Origin of the sequence: Aerococcus urinae (assembly GCF_001543175.1) — a bacterium.
In the GTDB taxonomy this organism is placed as follows: Bacteria; Bacillota; Bacilli; order Lactobacillales; family Aerococcaceae; genus Aerococcus; species Aerococcus urinae.
Genome location: NZ_CP014161.1, coordinates 551,157 through 568,282, shown reverse-complemented (window position 1 = coordinate 568,282; position 17,126 = coordinate 551,157). Strand labels below are relative to the sequence as shown.

14 protein-coding genes and 1 riboswitch are annotated in these 17,126 nt (G+C 41.6%); of the genes, 2 read left to right on the top strand and 12 right to left on the bottom strand.

All coding sequences use genetic code 11. From position 1 onward, the window contains the following. Positions 1-146 precede the first annotated feature (146 nt). Complete coding sequence (locus tag AWM73_RS02485) at positions 147-713, top strand: class I SAM-dependent methyltransferase (protein WP_060777941.1); 567 nt, start codon at positions 147-149, stop codon at positions 711-713. Between the two features lies 1 nt (position 714). Further along, positions 715-1,413, top strand: coding sequence for a hypothetical protein (locus tag AWM73_RS02480; RefSeq protein WP_060777940.1), 699 nt, complete (start codon positions 715-717; stop codon positions 1,411-1,413). Positions 1,414-1,474: 61 nt separating this feature from the next. Here AWM73_RS02480 and radC read toward each other — a convergent pair whose 3' ends face one another. The 12 genes from radC to AWM73_RS02420 all read right to left on the bottom strand — a co-directional run bounded on the left by radC (position 1,475) and on the right by AWM73_RS02420 (position 17,079). Next, positions 1,475-2,170 carry a RadC family protein gene (gene radC, locus AWM73_RS02475; protein ID WP_060777939.1) on the bottom strand — a complete coding sequence of 232 codons (696 nt, stop codon included), beginning with the start codon at positions 2,168-2,170 and terminating at the stop codon, positions 1,475-1,477. A 138-nt stretch (positions 2,171-2,308) separates the two neighbouring features. Next, positions 2,309-4,117: a glutamine--fructose-6-phosphate transaminase (isomerizing) gene (glmS, locus tag AWM73_RS02470; protein WP_060777938.1), complete on the bottom strand. Its 1,809-nt coding sequence runs from the start codon at positions 4,115-4,117 to the stop codon at positions 2,309-2,311. Positions 4,118-4,789: 672 nt separating this feature from the next. Further along, on the bottom strand, positions 4,790-7,420 hold the full coding sequence (locus AWM73_RS02465; RefSeq protein WP_060779049.1) for a valine--tRNA ligase: 2,631 nt from the start codon (positions 7,418-7,420) through the stop codon (positions 4,790-4,792). Between the two features lie 319 nt (positions 7,421-7,739). Next, positions 7,740-8,366 carry a DNA-3-methyladenine glycosylase gene (locus tag AWM73_RS02460; protein ID WP_060777937.1) on the bottom strand — a complete coding sequence of 209 codons (627 nt, stop codon included), beginning with the start codon at positions 8,364-8,366 and terminating at the stop codon, positions 7,740-7,742. Further along, complete coding sequence (locus AWM73_RS02455) at positions 8,366-8,788, bottom strand: rhodanese-like domain-containing protein (protein WP_060777936.1); 423 nt, start codon at positions 8,786-8,788, stop codon at positions 8,366-8,368. Before AWM73_RS02455 ends, AWM73_RS02460 begins: the two co-directional genes overlap by 1 nt. Positions 8,789-8,791: 3 nt before the next feature. Beyond that, complete coding sequence (locus AWM73_RS02450; protein ID WP_060777935.1) at positions 8,792-9,757, bottom strand: ROK family glucokinase; 966 nt, start codon at positions 9,755-9,757, stop codon at positions 8,792-8,794. A 9-nt stretch (positions 9,758-9,766) separates the two neighbouring features. Further along, complete coding sequence (locus AWM73_RS02445; RefSeq protein WP_060777934.1) at positions 9,767-10,432, bottom strand: rhomboid family intramembrane serine protease; 666 nt, start codon at positions 10,430-10,432, stop codon at positions 9,767-9,769. Positions 10,433-10,916: 484 nt separating this feature from the next. After that, positions 10,917-11,684 carry an SDR family oxidoreductase gene (locus AWM73_RS02440; RefSeq protein WP_060777933.1) on the bottom strand — a complete coding sequence of 256 codons (768 nt, stop codon included), beginning with the start codon at positions 11,682-11,684 and terminating at the stop codon, positions 10,917-10,919. 20 nt (positions 11,685-11,704) lie between these two features. Beyond that, entirely contained in the window at positions 11,705-13,123 is a 1,419-nt protein-coding gene (locus AWM73_RS02435; RefSeq protein ID WP_060777932.1) for an acyl-CoA reductase, read from the bottom strand. Next, complete coding sequence (locus AWM73_RS02430; protein WP_060777931.1) at positions 13,116-14,153, bottom strand: LuxE/PaaK family acyltransferase; 1,038 nt, start codon at positions 14,151-14,153, stop codon at positions 13,116-13,118. Before AWM73_RS02430 ends, AWM73_RS02435 begins: the two co-directional genes overlap by 8 nt. A 61-nt stretch (positions 14,154-14,214) precedes the next feature. After that, positions 14,215-14,300, bottom strand: a riboswitch (TPP riboswitch). A 394-nt stretch (positions 14,301-14,694) separates the two neighbouring features. Further along, entirely contained in the window at positions 14,695-14,850 is a 156-nt protein-coding gene (gene rpmG / locus AWM73_RS02425) for a 50S ribosomal protein L33 (protein ID WP_013670055.1), read from the bottom strand. 108 nt (positions 14,851-14,958) lie between these two features. Continuing rightward, positions 14,959-17,079, bottom strand: coding sequence for a penicillin-binding transpeptidase domain-containing protein (locus AWM73_RS02420; RefSeq protein WP_060777930.1), 2,121 nt, complete (start codon positions 17,077-17,079; stop codon positions 14,959-14,961). Positions 17,080-17,126 lie beyond the last annotated feature (47 nt).

The following is a 17,126-nucleotide window of genomic DNA, read 5'->3' as shown; positions in this document are numbered from 1 at the left end:
TCTAGAATTACTCATTAATAATTATAGTATAAATTGCAAGGAAAAAAATGCCTTTTAACAAAAGAGGGGATTCTTAATATTCGTAATAATTTTGTAACATTGCTAGCGTATAATAGAAGCAATTCGATAGAATGCGAGGAAAATTTATGTTTAAAAATGTGATCGAAGTCAGCCATCACATTATCAAAGGACATTTACAAACCGGCATGACCGCCTTAGATGCCACTATCGGCAATGGCCATGACACCTTACTCTTAGCTCAAATCGTCGGCCAGTCAGGCCAGGTTTATGGCTTTGACCTCCAAGAACAAGCCATTGAAAACACTGAAGCTTTATTAGAAAAACACCACTGTCAAAAGCAGGTGAGTCTTTACCATGACTCTCACGCTAAAATTTCTCAGTATCTTAAGGCTGATGACTACTTGGACCTGGTTATTTTTAACTTGGGTTACCTCCCTAAGGGAGATAAAAGCATTATTACCAAGCCCGAGTCGACAATCCCGGCTATCGAGGCTAGTCTTTCACGGTTAAAACCCGAGGGAATCCTCTTAGTAGCGGCCTACTTGGGCCATCCTGGAGGAAGAGAAGAAGCTCAAGCCATTCAGGACTACCTCAGTCAAATCAACCAGGATAAGTATAGCGCTAGTCACTTTGAATTCCTTAACCAAAAACACCTCCCCCCAAAATTATTTCTTGTCGAGAGGAGATCCTAGTATGAATAGAGTGAAATCCCTGTTAAAAAGCTTCCAGCAGTCCTTTTCTTGGTCGAATTTTTGTTTTCAATTTTCTTTGCTTTTATTAGCCTTCCTTCCTGGATTAAAAGCCATCGGGTCAACCGAAATCATCAATTTTTACGGCCTAGGCCTGGCTTTTATCTTTCAATGGCTTACCCAGGAACTCTTTTTACTCTTTAGCTTTGGTGAAAAGCATTCCCTGATCGGCCAGGCTAAGGCTTTACTCTTCATCGAATGTCTATGCTTTATAATCATTTTTTTACTGGCTTTTTCTTTTGGTTGGTTGGCCCTAGTTCTAAGTATTCTTATCTGGCTTTTAACTCATAGCCATATGATCAGCCAGCAGTGGAGCCCTTATCTACCTATCATCGTCTATTCCGGGCAATTATTGTTAATGAATAACCTGTTAGAATATTTAAATTTTTCGACTTTTCTTACCGCATTTAGCCTAAGCTATTGGCTGGTTTACCTAGGATTTCTGGCCTGTTTGACCCAATTAATCACAAAAGTTAAGAAAAGCTTGGTCCTCTGGGGAGCCTTGCTCCTTATTGCGGCGATTCCAGCCGCCATTTTCTTCAGACAAGATCAAGTCTCACTAGTGGTCGGACTGATCCTCTTAAGTATTGTCTGCTCCATCAGTAAACATTACCAAGAAAAAAATAACCATCATGAAAACTAATCCTCTTTGCTCTCGGCAAGAGGGCTTTTAATATCGTAAGATTTAGCCAAAGCTGCTTGTATCACAGCAAATTTTGTTCTCTTAAACTGATAAAAGAGCTATGCCCCACCACTAAATGGTCCAAAAGTTCAATCCCGATTATTTTTCCTGCTTCCTTTAATCGGCGAGTGAATTCGATATCTTCTGGGGAGGGTTCTGGATTTCCTGAAGGGTGATTGTGACCTACCATGATCCGGGCCGCCGATACCCTGATCGCCTCTTTATAGATTTCCCGAGGATGGGCCACCGACATATTTAAGCCGCCGATAAAGATAATCTGTTTTTTGATCACTTCATTTTTAGTATTTAAGTAAAAAACCAAGACCTTCTCCTGATGGCTATCCGCCAATTCACTGAGATAATAGTCCCCTGCTTCCTGACTTGAATGAATGGTTCCCAATTTTATTAACCGAGCTTGGTGTAAACGCTTGGAGAACTCAAAAATAGCCTGGAGTTCCACTGCCTTAGCCCTACCAATGCCTTCAATGGCCAGTAATTCTTCCGTAGCAGCCATTTTCAATTGATATAAGTCTTCAAAATGGTTCAAGAGTTTATGGGCTAACTGGATGGCTGACCCATATTTGCCCCCTGATCGTAAAATAATAGCCAGCAATTCATAAGTTGGCAAACTATTGGCCCCATATTCCATTAAACGCTCCCGCGGTCTAGCCGATTCGGGCAAGGTTTTAATAGGAATACATGTTTTTTTACTATCCATATCTAAGCCACCTCCACCCTATATAGCCGCGAAGCCCCATTGAATTCATCAAACAGCGAAGAGTTAAAAACATAAAAAGATCAGAATCCTTAAAATCCTGATCTTCTTTTTATGATTTCTTTTATAAGTTAGCTATGTCTATTCTACTGTTACCGATTTAGCCAGGTTTCTGGGTTTATCGACATCTAAGCCGCGATCAATGGTCGCATAGTAAGCGAGGAGTTGCGCGGGGATGACTGTAATCAATGGCGTTAACAAATCATGCACATGAGGCAGGACAATTTGGTCCCCTTCTTGGTCTAGTCCTTCCATAGCAATAATTAAATTATGGGCGCCACGTGAGCGAGTCTCTTCCACATTACCACGAGTTAACAGGGCGGTGTTGGCTTGGCTAATGATCGCCACAACAGGGACGCCATCTTCGATCAATGAAATGGTACCATGTTTTAATTCTCCAGAAGCAAAACCTTCTGTTTGAATATAAGAGACCTCTTTTAATTTCAAAGCCGCTTCAACAGAAACCGCATAATCTAGGCCACGACCAATATAAAAGGCTGATCTTTGGTCTTTAAAGTAATCGGTTGCCAATTGATGGAAATAATCCGCTTGTCCAACCACTTCATCCATGGCTTGGGCAGCAATTGATAATTCATGTTTTAAGTCAAAGGGAAGGTCCAAGCCCTTCTTACGGGCAATTTGATCAGCAATAATTGCTAAAACTGTTATTTGTCCAGTATAGGCCTTGGTGGAAGCCACCGCAATTTCAGGGCCAACATGCAAGAGTAAAGTATAGTCAGCCTCCCGTGATAAGGTGGATCCTGGCACATTGGTAATGGTTAAGGAAGGATAAGCTTGGGCATTGGTTTGGACTAGGACTTGGCGACTATCCGCTGTTTCCCCTGATTGGGTTAAGTAAATAAAGAAAGGTTTCTCAGGTAAAAGCGGCGGATTATAAGAAAATTCCGAAGCCACATGGACCTCTGTAGGAACCTTAGCAATTCTCTCCAGAAGCACTTTACCAACTAAGCCAGCATGCATACTGGTCCCAGCAGCTACAATAAAGATACGGTCACTAGCAGTAATGGTTTCCAGCAAGTCATGGTCGATACTTAATTGCCCCTTGTCATCTTCATAGGCTTGAATAATCTTACGGATAGCTGCTGGTTGTTCAACAATTTCTTTCTCCATGTAGTAATCAAAGGTGCCTTTTTCTAAATCGTCAGCGTCCAAACTAGCAGTATAAGGCTCTCTGCTTACGACTTCACCCGCTAAATTCTCAATTTTAACTTGGTCTTTACTTAGGGTGACTAATTCACCATCATGAATTTCAATATATTGGTCAGTATAGGCAATCGAAGCCATGGCATCAGAAGCGATGGTATTATAACCTTGTCCTTTGCCAATTAAGAGCGGGCTCTTATTCTTAGCTGCATAAAGATGGTCAGGATCTTCAGTATCAATCAAACCTAAAGCATAGGACCCTTCCAAAAGACCGACAGTTTTTCTTAGGGCGCTAATCGCATCAAGGTCTTCTTCCCGGCTAAATTTAGCAAGCAATTCCACGACAACTTCGGTATCGGTATCCGAATAAAATTCAACATCGGCTAAATAGTCATTTTTTAAGGCTTGGTAGTTTTCAATCACCCCATTATGAACCAAGGCAAAGCGGCCATCGTGGGATAAATGAGGATGGGCGTTAGGGACTGATGGCACCCCATGGGTGGCCCAGCGTGTATGACCTATCCCTAAATGAGCCGGGATAGACAGATCGACTTCTTCGCGTAATTGAGCAATCCGCCCTTTGACTTTAAAGAGGTGTCCTTGGTCCTCTTCATCGACCACATAAATTCCCGCTGAGTCATAGCCCCGGTATTCTAGGCGTTCTAAGCCCTTCAAAAGCACCTCTTGAGCCCGCATTTCGCCAATAAATCCTACAATTCCACACATAAATAGTTTCCTCCTAAAAATACCCATCACTTAATGGGCACACTGATATTAACTACTTAAGCACGAGAAAAGGATTTTGTTTCATTTGCTAAAAATGATTTTTGTGCTTTTCTATGGATTGTGCAACCCCTAGGCCACCCGCCGAATCTTCGATAAACCTAGTCCTCGTCACTGAAAAAATCGCTTTAATCAGTCAGGCGCTATCTGTCAACAACAGATTTTATTAATAACATTTAAGTAGTAATTACATCCTAGGCCATTGTTAAAAGCTTGTCAATATAGGCAGAGCCCCTGTTAACAAAATTAAGTAAAATTTATAAAAAAGAAAAGAGTGCGACATAAATTAAAAAGGCTAGGACTTTAACCCTAGCCTCTTCTTATAAATTAAAACATCCTTAGCTTCTTTTATTTTTACTATTGATGAGCCTTCGTTCTGCTTTTGGATTTGGTAGTTGAAGAGCCATGGCACCGGCTCGAGCACAAGGTCTCTCGCCTAGCGAGCTTCAAACGGATAGTACGGCTAATGCCTACTATCCGTATTTCACATCGCTTGCTTATTCATGGCTAACAACCAAATTAAAAGCGCCACTACTGCTCAAAACTATTTAGAGATCAAAACTGGTAAATAATTAATCATCAACAGTAAATCAATAAAGAATACAAATTCATCCACTAATTCGTAGCTTTTAAATCAGCTAAACGTTCTTTAGTGGCTTGGTATTTTTGTTGGTAATCCTGGCCTTTTTGACGCTCTTTCTCTACCAGATCAGCGGGAGCATTATTCACAAAGCCTTGGTTGGCTAATTTCTTCTCTACCCGTTCAACTTCACTAGCCCATTTGTCTAGTTCAGCTTCTAAGCGTTGAATTTCTTCATCGATGTCAATAAAACCAGCTAAAGGCAGGTAAATTTCACCATCACTAAAGAATAGGGTCATGGCTTGGTCAGGGACTTCCGTATCCAGGGCCATTTCTAATTCACTTGGATTAGCAAAGCGATTAATATATTCTTTGTTTTCCTCTAACATGGTCAAAATCTCTTGGGAATTAGCTTTGACATGAATGGCAATCGGTTTGGAAGGTGCGACATTGTTTTCATTCCGTGCCGTACGGATAGCTCGAATAAAGGAAATCAAAGCCTCCATATGGCGAGCAGCTTCTTGGTGGATTTGACTTTCATCGACTTCAGGGTACTTAGCCGTCACAATAGAATTGCCTTGGTGAGGAATATGTTGCCAAATTTCTTCGGTAACAAAAGGCATAATGGGGTGGAGTAAAGCTAGCATTTGTTCAAGGACATAGCTGAGCACACTCCGTGTCGTATGTTTGGCCTCTTCATCATCACCTTGTAGGACTTCTTTACTCATTTCAATATACCAGTCGCAGAAGTCATTCCAAATAAAGTGATAGAGGGCCCGGCCAGCTTCACCAAATTCAAAGGCATCAAAACGGTCAGTCACCTTGGCAATGGTTTCATTTAAGCGGGTCAAAATCCACTGGTCAACAATGGAAGTGACGTTACTTAGATCAATGTCATCATAGGTCATTCCATCCAAGTTCATCAAGGCATAGCGGGAAGCATTCCAAATTTTATTGATAAAGTTCCATGCAGCTTCCAATTTTTCTGGATAGTAGCGGATATCTTGGCCTGGCGTTGACCCTGTAGCTAAGAACCAGCGTAAAGCGTCAGCCCCATATTGATCAACAACGTCCATGGGGTCCACTCCGTTGCCCAGTGACTTAGACATTTTTCGCCCTTGGGAGTCGCGAATCAAACCGTGGATGAGAACATTTTTAAAAGGACGTTCTCCGGTAAATTCTAATGATTGGAAGATCATCCGACTGACCCAGAAGAAAATAATATCATAACCGGTTACCAAGGTATCTGTTGGGAAGTAACGCTTATAGTCGCTAGCCTCTTCATCTGGCCAACCCATGGTAGAGAATGGCCAGAGAGCACTTGAAAACCAGGTATCTAAGACATCAGGATCTTGCACCCAATTTTCTTCATCCTCAGGAGCTTCCATCCCAACATAGACTTCCCCACTATCCTTATGGTACCAAGCAGGAATTTGGTGTCCCCACCAGAGTTGGCGGGAAATCACCCAGTCATGAACATTTTCCATCCAGGAAACAAAGGTTTGCTCGAAACGTGGTGGGTAAAAGTCGACACGGTTTTCGGTATTTTGATTGTCTAGGGCTTGCTTAGCTAAGGGAGCCATCTTCACAAACCATTGGGTCGAAAGCCGGGGTTCCACTACAGCGTCAGAGCGTTCGGAATGACCCACACTATGGACAATCTCTTCAATGTCTACCAAGCTACCATCAGCTTTTAAGTCTTCAACAATGGCTTGACGGCATTCATCCCGGGTCATGCCTTGGTACTTGCCGGCATTTTCGTTCATTGTACCGTCATCATTCATGACGTTAATCCGCTCTAAATTGTGGCGGTTGCCCACTGCAAAGTCATTGGGATCATGGGCTGGGGTGATTTTAACCACACCAGTACCAAAGTCACGGTCGACATAGTCATCACTAATCACAGGAATTTCTCTACCCACAATTGGTAGGATAACGGTCTTACCGATGTAGTCTTGGTAGCGTTCATCATCAGGGTGGACCGCAACGGCTGTGTCCCCTAACAGGGTTTCTGGACGGGTAGTAGCTAGGCGCAAGGAGCCTGACCCATCAGCCAGAGGGTATTCCAAATGATAGAAAGCTCCCTTGTCATCTTTGTAGACCACTTCAATATCTGATAAGGCGGTTTGGAAGACGGGGTCCCAATTAATAATGTACTCACCCCGGTATATAAGCCCCTTTTCATACAAGGTCACAAAAACTTTACGTACTGCTTCTGATAAGCCATCATCTAGGGTAAAACGTTCCCGCTTATAGTCCACAGAAATCCCCATTTTGGCCCATTGGTTACGAATGGTTTGGGCATATTCCTCTTTCCATTCCCAGGTTTTGTCGATGAATTTTTCTCGTCCTAAGTCATAACGGGAGAGATTCTCCTCTTTACGTAACTTTTCTTCAACCTTGGCTTGGGTAGCAATCCCCGCATGGTCCATCCCAGGTAACCACAAGGTATCATAGCCTTGCATGCGTTTTTGGCGGACGATCATGTCTTGAAGGGTCACGTCCCAGGCATGGCCGAGGTGGAGTTTACCAGTAACATTGGGTGGAGGAATCACCACGGAATAGGCTTCGACTGAAGCATCTCCATTGGGTTCAAAGACTTTTTCATCGAGCCATTGGTCATAACGGCCTATTTCTACCTCATTAGGATTATATTTTTTGGGCATATCAATTTCTTGCACTAAAAAGCACCTCTCTTTATGGAATGATTTCTTAAGTTTATTAGAAATAAGTAAAAAAGCCCTAGCTTCCTGATTAGGGAAGATAGGGCGCTAAGTGCACGGTGCCACCTATATTTATGACTGGATGATAACGGCATCGACCGGACAGTTCAGTTTGTAAGCAACCATGCTTTTTTCTCTTGATGGCCTCTCACCAAACGCCACTCGCTTCACTGATTCAAAAACAACCTCTTACGCATTACCTTTACTTATTTTCAATCTAGTTTAACAAGAAAGCTAGGAAAAAGCAATTTAATTTCAAGGTCTAGGCTAACCAACCATGGTCTGCCTGAGTCCTCCCCTTGGGCGAGGAAACATAGGGATTGCCTTTAACGTAAAAACGTAGCGGCTTATGGGTCCACTCGCCCTTATTGGGAATACCGATACGAGGACCTTGCGCAATCTCTGCTACGGCTTTAGGCTCATGAAAGTCAATGGTCAAGGGGTACTGTAAAACCGACGTTCCGTAGTCGACTTCCTTTTCAACCCCTAAAGCTTGAGATAATTTGCCCGGCCCATTGGTTAAGAGCCTGCGCTGGTCTTGTTTGCGCCGACTCTTCATCAAATCAATGCCTTCCACAGGTTCCAAGGCCCGGATCAATACCCCTTGGGGTTCATCTTTACTTTGGGTAATCATATTCACACACCAATGGCCGTGAATATTATAGATATAAAAAATCCCCGCCTCCTGGTAAAAGGCTTCTAAACTGGCGGTCCGCTTGCCACCATAAACATGGGCTGCTTGGTCACTTTCCCCCAGATAAGCTTCCGTTTCAACAATAATGCCACTAGTCACTCCATCAGAGGATTTCCTTCTTAGGCGACAGCCTAATAATTTTTGGGCAATTTCTGACGTGGATAAATCAGGATCTTTATAGAAAAGTTCAGCCATTAGTCAGCCGTTCCTTTAGTTTTACCTTCCCATTCATTGAAGCCACCCTTTAAGATATAAATATCTTCATAGCCTTCCTTCTTTAAAACTGAGGCCATCCGCGTGGCAATATTTACCCCATTGTCATAGAGGTAAATCTTTTGTGACCGGTTGAGACCAGGGGCTTTTTTCATTTGACGAACTTCACTATAAGGAATATTACGGGCACCAAGGATATGGGATGAACGGAATTCTTGGGCTTCCCTAACATCAATAATTTGGGCTTGGTGCATGGTAACTTGAAAATCTGCTTGGTCAATCATACTTGCTGATTGCTTTCTTTTGATCCAAAAATAAGCTTGATAAATCAAGAAAGCTAATAGGGCCACGACTAGTAATAGATAAATTAAAGTAAAACCACCAATTGTTTGTGCTAATAACATAAATTACTCCTTACTTTTCTGTCTAACTAAATTGGCCGCACCAATCACTCCCGCATCATTACCCAATTGGGCTAAAGAAATTTTGACTTGCCGGAGATTAGGGCGGTAAGTATATTCTTTAAGAATAGGTGTCATTTTGTCGATCAGATACTGGCCGGCATTAGCTACTCCCCCTCCCAAAACAATCTGTTCAGGGTTAAAGATGCAGGTTAACTGGCTCAAACAAAGCGCCAAGGCTTTCAGAGACCGTTCCATCACCTTCTCAGCTAATAAATCGCCCATCTTAGCCGCATCAACAATGCTTTTGACGTCCACCTCTTGGCCTCCACGAAGCTGCTTGGCTAAGGAAGAATCAAAGCGCGAGTCCCTAGCATAGTCCTTGCTGAGGCGAAGAATACCTGTCGCTGAAGCCAGGGTTTCCACACAGCCTCTGGATCCGCAAGTGCATAAGTAGCCATCGACTTCGCTAGTCATATGGCCAATTTCCCCTGCAGAACCTTGACCTAGCAGGAGCTCACCCTGGCAGATAATACCGCCACCCACGCCCGTTCCCAGGGTAACCAAGATCATATTTTGACTCTTACTTCCTGCTCCTTTGGCGAGTTCACCCAGAGCAGCCACGTTGGCATCATTTTCAATATAAACGGGAAGCTGGCCTAAGCGATTTTGAAATTGGTCAACAACTGCAATCTCATTCTCCCAACCCAGATTATAGGCACCAGTAACCGTTCCCCCCTCGCGATTTATAGCGCCAGGAGACCCCATACCGATCCCCATACAGTCCCTTAGGTCTAAATGGGTCGCCTCAACATGGTCTTGGATGGTTTTGGCCAGGTTAGAAACAATATTTCTCCCATGGTCAGACGTATCCGTAGGAATTTGCCACTGATCGATTTTTTCAAGATCTGGAGTAAACAAAGCCAGCTTGGCGGTTGTTCCTCCTAAATCAATACCAACTATAAATGCCATACTTGCCTCCTAATGTATAAATAGGGTATTAAAGGCCCCATGATTCGCAATAATTATACCAGCAATCACTGAATAAACAAGAATTGATAAGAGGATACTGCTTAGACGGTGTTTAGGGTTATTGGTGATAATGAGGGTGGCTAAGAAACCACCGATAATGCCCCCAATATGCCCTGACATATCTACATTGGCCATGAACAAATTCATAACAATATTCAAGATAATTAGGGTCTGGTATTGGTAGCCCATGGCCTGAAAATAGCGGTCATGAGGGTTGAGATAGCGCATGGCTAAGAAGAAAGCAAACAAGCCAAATAGTGCCGTACTGGCTCCTGCTGAAACGCTCGTTGAGAATTGGTAACTAAATAAGTTCCCCATAATTCCCGAATAAAGATAGATAAACAAAAAGCGCCAGGAACCAATAATCCCTTCCACCTCACTCCCTAAATACCAGAGAGTAATGGAATTGAATAAGAGATGAGAAAAACCGATATGAACAAAAATTGGCGTAATTAAGCGCCAGTATTGCCCATAGATTGCTATTAAAGCATTCTCCTTAGCGCCAAAATGCAGGAGGGTTGAGATACTGAGGCTCGATCCCGTGACTTCCATCAAGAGATAAATAATAATTTGAATAGCTAATAAAGCATAGGTGATATAAGCTTTTCTTCGCATTTTAACTCCTTCTGTGTCAACTAAGTCTAATTACCTATTAACTTTACCATACTTTTTCTCGACAAGCTGTCAATAAATAGGTAAATCAGATAAAGCACAATAGACAAGATGACGTTAAATATTTGGGCTTTACAATTAAATTTTTTCATGGTGTCGATGATAAGATCAGGTGACCAAGTCAAAGCGACTCTATCCTTAATAAAAGTGATTCTATCAAATGTAAAAGACTTCTTTATGGCCCCACAAGGTAATTTAGCTTGGTAGCTTTCATTATACTGCTAAACGTTCTCCTTCTTCATAGGAAAGTTGATAAGATTGTATCTTGTTTGAATAGCACTTAGCGATATTTTTGGTAGTATAATCTGCTAGTAAATGATAAGGAATATTTATCCATAAAAATAGTCCCAAGCCTTGAATGCCTAATCCAAGACTTGGGGCCACTACACACAAGGTGTTTTTATATTGCTCCTACACGGCCAAAAATTTAACCCTGCATGACTAAGCCACCATCAACGTATAATATTTGACCGGTCATCATCCTACTCCAATCTGAAGCTAAAAATAATACTGGACCAACTACATCATCGACTTGAACCATTCGAGCTAAAGGAGTTGATTCAATAATCTTTTCTTTCAATATTTCTTTCGTTGTTTTAGTTGAATCTGTTGGATAGACCAAACCTGGTGCTACACCATTCACCCTAATATTAAAGACACCTAAGTCCTTAGCCATGCTTTTCGTATAACCAACAATGCCGGCCTTAGTAGTGATGTAATCCGCATAGGGGACAACAGGATCAGCAACCAAATTAGATACCATATTAATGATACTGCCTGAATTATTTTTCATCATAGTGTCTAAAACCGCTTGGGTGAGTAGACAAGTTGCTTTTAAGCCCCCTTCCAGCTGCCTTTGATAGTCTTCCCAAGAAAGCTGCCAAACTTTCTTCCTTTTCTCGGCATCGAATTGAAAAGGAGAAAAGACATTATTTACTAAAACGTCAAGACGACCGAAATTATCTAATACTTTTTTAACAACTTGATGAACCCCTTCTTGTTTTGTAACATCTCCCTTAGCGAGAAGAGCTTGAACGCCTTGAGAGGTACAATATTCTGCCACCGCTCTTGCTTGTTCTTCACTTTTGCGATAATTAATGACGACATTAGCGCCTGCTTTGGCAAATCCTTTTGCTATTGCAGCCCCAATTCCTCGACTTGATCCACTAATGAAAACAACTTTTCCAGCCAGCAAATTACTCACTCCTTCATTTTCTAATCTCTATAGGAATTCCAGCGTTCAGAATCTCTAAGAGAAGCTGAGTCAATATCTACTATTCGAACCAATTCTCTTAGTAGGGAATAACCATCAGAATTCCAAGCTGGATGCACTTGCATCATCGCAGATAGACTCGTTACGCGAGTAACCCCTAATTTTCCCCAATGGTTAGCCATTTTAAATAAACTTTCTGTAGGAGCTGCTACCCCTACGCTCTGTAAAATGGATAATTTATTCACTAGTAAATTATCAATATCCTCCCATTGATCTACAGCAATCACTTGTATCACGCGAGACAATGGCGAAGGGCTAAAAGTCAATGCTTGGCTATAAGTCACTAGCCAATTCTCAGGGTGAGCTGGGAAGATCTCACACCCTCCCTGCCATTCGATTTTTTCGCGCCACTGAGATCGTAAGTAAGCTTCTTCGAGCGATAACTTTCTGAGTGGATAACGCTTTTCATAAGCTCTTAATTCTCCTGCTAACATAAGGGCAAATTCTCTGGGAGAAACTTGACCTCCTCCTTCCACAAAATAAATCTGAGGGGAATAGCATCCTTGTTGATCATAATAAACTACCGCTTTAGCTGCTTCATGGACGATATGATTTACCTTTTCAGCATTTAATACTTGATGATGAATCACGCCAAAACTCAATTTATTCCCAAAGCTAATAAAGTGACTTGCTGGTGATAGCTTGGCTTGAATAGCTGCCATGGTTTGATTATTTCCATAAGCAAGAACACAATCAGACGAGTCAATCAAGGTTTGTTCACGCTCCTCATCTCCTCCCTGCCAGGAAAGGATGGCTAATTTATTAGCCAATTTAGGCTCAATTCGAATCAGCAATTGACAAAATAAGCCAATAAAACTCGGTTCACTAGAAGATACTTTTCCAATCAGCTTTCCTTTCACTAATAAATTAGCGACTAAACTCCATAATGGTAAGGCAGGCACATTCCCTGCCCATATATGCGCACACATTTGTGGAGCAAAAGCGCGACTATATCCCCCATGCATTCTGGGCACAAATTCTTCTAAAATATTAGGATTTTCAAAATTTTCAGCTAGCCAGCGCCTGAGTTCATGTTTCCTAAAATTCAATAAAAATTTAGTCAGAGCTAAGCGTAGAATTTCTGAATCATAGCCGGTAATAATAGGAAGTATTTTTTCATATTTCTTTCTAAGGGAATTCTGGCGATCTAATAAACAAAGGATCGCCTTATCTATAGCAGCTATGATCTCTGTTAAACTAATTTCAGAGCTATCGTTTTTCATGCGTTCTATCATTATTTTTAACTGTTCAACATTAGGAGCTGGGACTTGGATACGAATTGAATCAAATATCAGTTCACGGTTTTCAATAGCAAGATCATTTACTATAGGCGGCAAATAGCCACAGTTTATATTAATCATGGTGACCCTCTAACCAATCTTTAGCTGCTATCGAGCAGCCCTTAGGCTCTCCATTTTTTACCCGTCCCAATAACTCAAAACCACATCCATGGTCAATGGCTAAGTCTCCTGTTTGAATAGCAGGGACAGAATTAATATTTGCTAAATCAATATGAACGAGTAAACCTGGTTTCCCTTGCTCAACCTCTAGACCCGTCGCGGGGTCAATGATTTTATATTTTATCCAATGCGGCCCTCGTTTTAATAGCACTTTATCAAAAGCAAACTGGGTATAATATTCTGTGGATAATTCTGTCATACCATACATATTCACCGGATTTGTTCTTACCGGAAAAACCGAAAGTAGCTTTTGATAAAAAGTATCTAGCTGATAAACCTTAGAGAAATTTTTGAACCCCCCAGTATCAAATAATAGACTATCCGGATGGATCGGAAGCACTTCTCCTTGGCTTAAGGCTTCAAACAAGTGGACGAAACTATAGCTAGCTCCTAAAATAATTACTGGTTGCTTTTGATGCGCCATTAGCCATTCTTTTAAAGCAGCGACTTCTAGGCCTTTCTCAGTGATAAAATGCATGGAATCCGGCTGACCATTAGCCTTCAATATTTCTAAATAGTGAGCCAGTGAAGAATTAGGCATCTCTTCTTCATTAGGAAAAAGAATTGCCGTAGGTAAAGATTTATCAGTGACATACTGCTTGAAACCTAACAAGGCAGACAAATCATAAATTTCTAGATCTTTATGATAGTGTTTTCCACTGATTCCTGTCGTCGTCCCGCTTGTCATAAATATACGCGAACATTGTTCATGTGGTGTTGCACTCAGAAATGCATTTTTAAAGGCGTCGGTTGACACTGCCGGGATGTCCTTCCAATGACGTACTTGTCTTATCCCTACAGCTCTTCTTTGACAGAATTGCTGATAATCTTGATTATGTTTATATAAATATTCAAATAAAAGTAGAGCCATATCATTAAAATTTTCTTTTTCTTCGGGATGCTCTATAAAATGTTTAATAATCTTTTTCATTTTTCCCTCCTACAACATAAAAAGGCCACTATCCTCTTGAGTTCAAGATGACAGTAGCCTTCTCCCGTTGAATAGATTTCCCTACGCAATAACTTGATCAGGTTCTACGGGTATATTCTCAGCCATCCGGCACCCCGAATCTCAATTCACATAAATTTTATCATAGCGCTTACATAGCATCAATATGTATGGCTTTTTTTAATGATTTCATAAAAAATGACTTGTAAGGAGGAAAGTGTGCTAAAAGTAGAAAAGCCCTGATATTCATTGAAGGAATTATGTGCGATAGACTTTCGATGCCTTCCCTAGTTAATTCAACTAGCTCAGGTCAGACTTTTGCAAGCTATTTCGATTAGAAATTTTTTAAAAAGAGGCTGGAAAGTTTTCCAGCCCCTTTTCACTATATCAATGTCTAAAAAGAAAATGTCATTCTAAAAGCAATCTCAGCCTTAACTGAATAAGAACTTCCAACGAATATCAGCAAATCGAGTGATAGTCTGAAGACTATCGGTACATTCTCTTTTTAGCAATAGAAATATTTCTATTTTTTAACTTCTCTAAATAAGCATACTTTACGTAATTTTGGACTATATTTTTTTAATTCAATACGGTCAGGGTTGTTACGACGATTTTTTTCTGTTAAGTAAATGCGTTCGCCCTTAAGTTCCGTATTTTCTAAAAGAATGTTAATACGCATTATTTTCCCTCCATCAGATCAATAATTTATCATAGATTTTTAATCATACCTTAAAAGTCTACCATAGTTCTCAGTGCTTTTCAAACTTTTTATAAAAATGCCCTGGAATTATTTTTTATGGTAATAGGCATCTAAGACCTTGTGACCAACAACCTCTGCTGTCTTATCAAAGGCCGAAGCACTGATTTCTGGAATGACTACCGATAAGGCAATCTTAGGTTGTTCGTAAGGCGCGTAAGAAACAAAGGTTGAGTTAATTATCCCTTCGGTCCCTGTTTCCGCCGTACCAGTTTTAGCAGCAATAGTCACCGGGAAGCCTCTAAATTCATTATATGAGAGACCTTGCGGATGGTTGGCTGCTGACCAGAAACCTTGTTGAATTCGTCCCAGTTCTTCTGGACTTAACTGTACGGCATTCAACAATTTAGGTTGGTTTTGATACACCACTTGAGGGGTGTCAGACTCATGCTCACCATTTTCTCTGAGCACTTGTTTAAGCACATGGCTGGCATAGCGTTTACCACCGTTAGCGATAGTTGCGACATATTGGTTCAATTGCATAGGCGTATAGGTATCATATTGACCAAAAGCCAAGTCAATATAGTTACCAGGGTTACCCCCTTCACCTTCCAGACCAGTCACTTCATTTTGTAGGTCAATGCCGGTCGAGCTTCCTAAACCAAATTGATGGTAAAAATTACGCAACTTATTACCCGTTTCTGGATCTAAACCAGCCAAGGACATCCCTGCTTCATAATTGGGTAAGCCCCCGATAGCCATGGCAGTCCGGATCATATAGACATTGGAAGACCTTGCCAGAGCCATGACATCATTAATAGGAACGGGGCTAGTATTGTGGGCTGCCCACCAGGAAGCCTTCCTTGGTGTCCCAGTAAAGTAAAGCGGTTGGTCAATAAAGATATTTTCTTGCCCCGGTTTTAAAACGCCATAATGGTAACCGGCCCCAACTGTGGCTCCTTTGACGGTAGATCCCATGGTAAAGGATGAATTAATGGTTCCCAGGGCATCGTCAATGATTTCGCCATGTTCGTTCCGGTATTTACCAGCCATGGCCAGGATCTCCCCATTATTAGGGTCACTGGCTACCACATAGATGGAATTATTTTTACCGGTACTTGAGCCGTGCAGGTAGCCCTCCAAAATTTCTTCAATTTTCTTTTGAAAATCAGTATCAATGGTCAGTTGAACGGTATTGCCCATCGAGCCAGGATAAGCCTTGTCGGTTCTCACGACCTCGCCTCTTTGGTTAATTTCAGTTTCGTACTTGGTCTTGGCACCATGCAGGGTATCTTCATGCATGGCTTCCAAGTAAGACTTACCGACCCGGTCATTGCGGGCATAACCTTGGGCCAGGTAGTATTCAGCCTTATCACTCGGCAGTCCCTCTTCTTCAGAAGTCACGCTACCGATTACTGAGCGGAGTAAGTCTTTTTGTGGATATTCTCTACGCCAATCCATGGTGGTATTGACCCCAGGCATTTCATTACTATGCTCACTGACCAGGGCAATTTCTTCATTGGAGACATCCTTGTTTTTAATCAAGGTTGGTGTGAGGGCGTAGGCCCCATTCATGCGCTTATAAATCAGAACCGCTTCGAGATCATCCCCAGAAAAATTGATATCCTCTTCAGAGACATAGGATAATTGCTTCTCGTACAGTTCACTATCCCTTAGCCGCAAGTCTTCTTCTGACATCCGCTCATTTAAGCGGTCTTGATTGCTGGCAATCCAATAATCCTTTCGGTCTCGCTCTGTGACTTCCCCAGTATCCAAATGAATAAAACTGGCTAATTTCCGGGCAGTCTTGGCCATATCTTCCCCCGTGACATTGGGGCCTCGGGTGTAATTAATGGCTTGGAGTCCCTCGTTATCCACCAACATCTTATGGTTACGGTCCACAATATAACCTCTAGGAACACTTTCTTCAGACATATTCTTTTCAGTCATATGGACCAGTTCTTGGAAGGCTTGACCATTAACAACCTGTAAGTAGCCTAAGCGGAAGATAAGCAGAGCAAATAAAATAAATACAATATAAAGTAAAATGTTTAGCCGATTCAAGTAATTATGCCAATGGGGCGATTTCCGCCGTAAAGTTTTGGAATTAACTTGGGCTTGTTTTTCTCTCCCCTTGTGCTTAGCTGACTTATCAAAGTCATGCGACATGCCTTCACCTACTTTCTTTTTCTTATCGTCATTAAGTGCCAACACTCACTTTCTAAAAAGCAAGTCACCTATCATTATAATCGATTTCT

Excerpts from the sequence above, each read along its gene's own strand:
- AWM73_RS02485 (WP_060777941.1), top strand. The coding sequence starts at position 147 with ATGTTTAAAAATGTGATCGAAGTCAGCCATCACATTATCAAAGGACAT.
- AWM73_RS02480 (WP_060777940.1), top strand. The coding sequence starts at position 715 with ATGAATAGAGTGAAATCCCTGTTAAAAAGCTTCCAGCAGTCCTTTTCT.
- radC (WP_060777939.1), bottom strand. The coding sequence starts at position 2,170 with ATGGATAGTAAAAAAACATGTATTCCTATTAAAACCTTGCCCGAATCG.
- glmS (WP_060777938.1), bottom strand. The coding sequence starts at position 4,117 with ATGTGTGGAATTGTAGGATTTATTGGCGAAATGCGGGCTCAAGAGGTG.
- AWM73_RS02465 (WP_060779049.1), bottom strand. The coding sequence starts at position 7,420 with ATGCCCAAAAAATATAATCCTAATGAGGTAGAAATAGGCCGTTATGAC.
- AWM73_RS02460 (WP_060777937.1), bottom strand. The coding sequence starts at position 8,366 with ATGGCTGAACTTTTCTATAAAGATCCTGATTTATCCACGTCAGAAATT.
- AWM73_RS02455 (WP_060777936.1), bottom strand. The coding sequence starts at position 8,788 with ATGTTATTAGCACAAACAATTGGTGGTTTTACTTTAATTTATCTATTA.
- AWM73_RS02450 (WP_060777935.1), bottom strand. The coding sequence starts at position 9,757 with ATGGCATTTATAGTTGGTATTGATTTAGGAGGAACAACCGCCAAGCTG.
- AWM73_RS02445 (WP_060777934.1), bottom strand. The coding sequence starts at position 10,432 with ATGCGAAGAAAAGCTTATATCACCTATGCTTTATTAGCTATTCAAATT.
- AWM73_RS02435 (WP_060777932.1), bottom strand. The coding sequence starts at position 13,123 with ATGATTAATATAAACTGTGGCTATTTGCCGCCTATAGTAAATGATCTT.
- AWM73_RS02430 (WP_060777931.1), bottom strand. The coding sequence starts at position 14,153 with ATGAAAAAGATTATTAAACATTTTATAGAGCATCCCGAAGAAAAAGAA.
- rpmG (WP_013670055.1), bottom strand. The coding sequence starts at position 14,850 with ATGCGTATTAACATTCTTTTAGAAAATACGGAACTTAAGGGCGAACGC.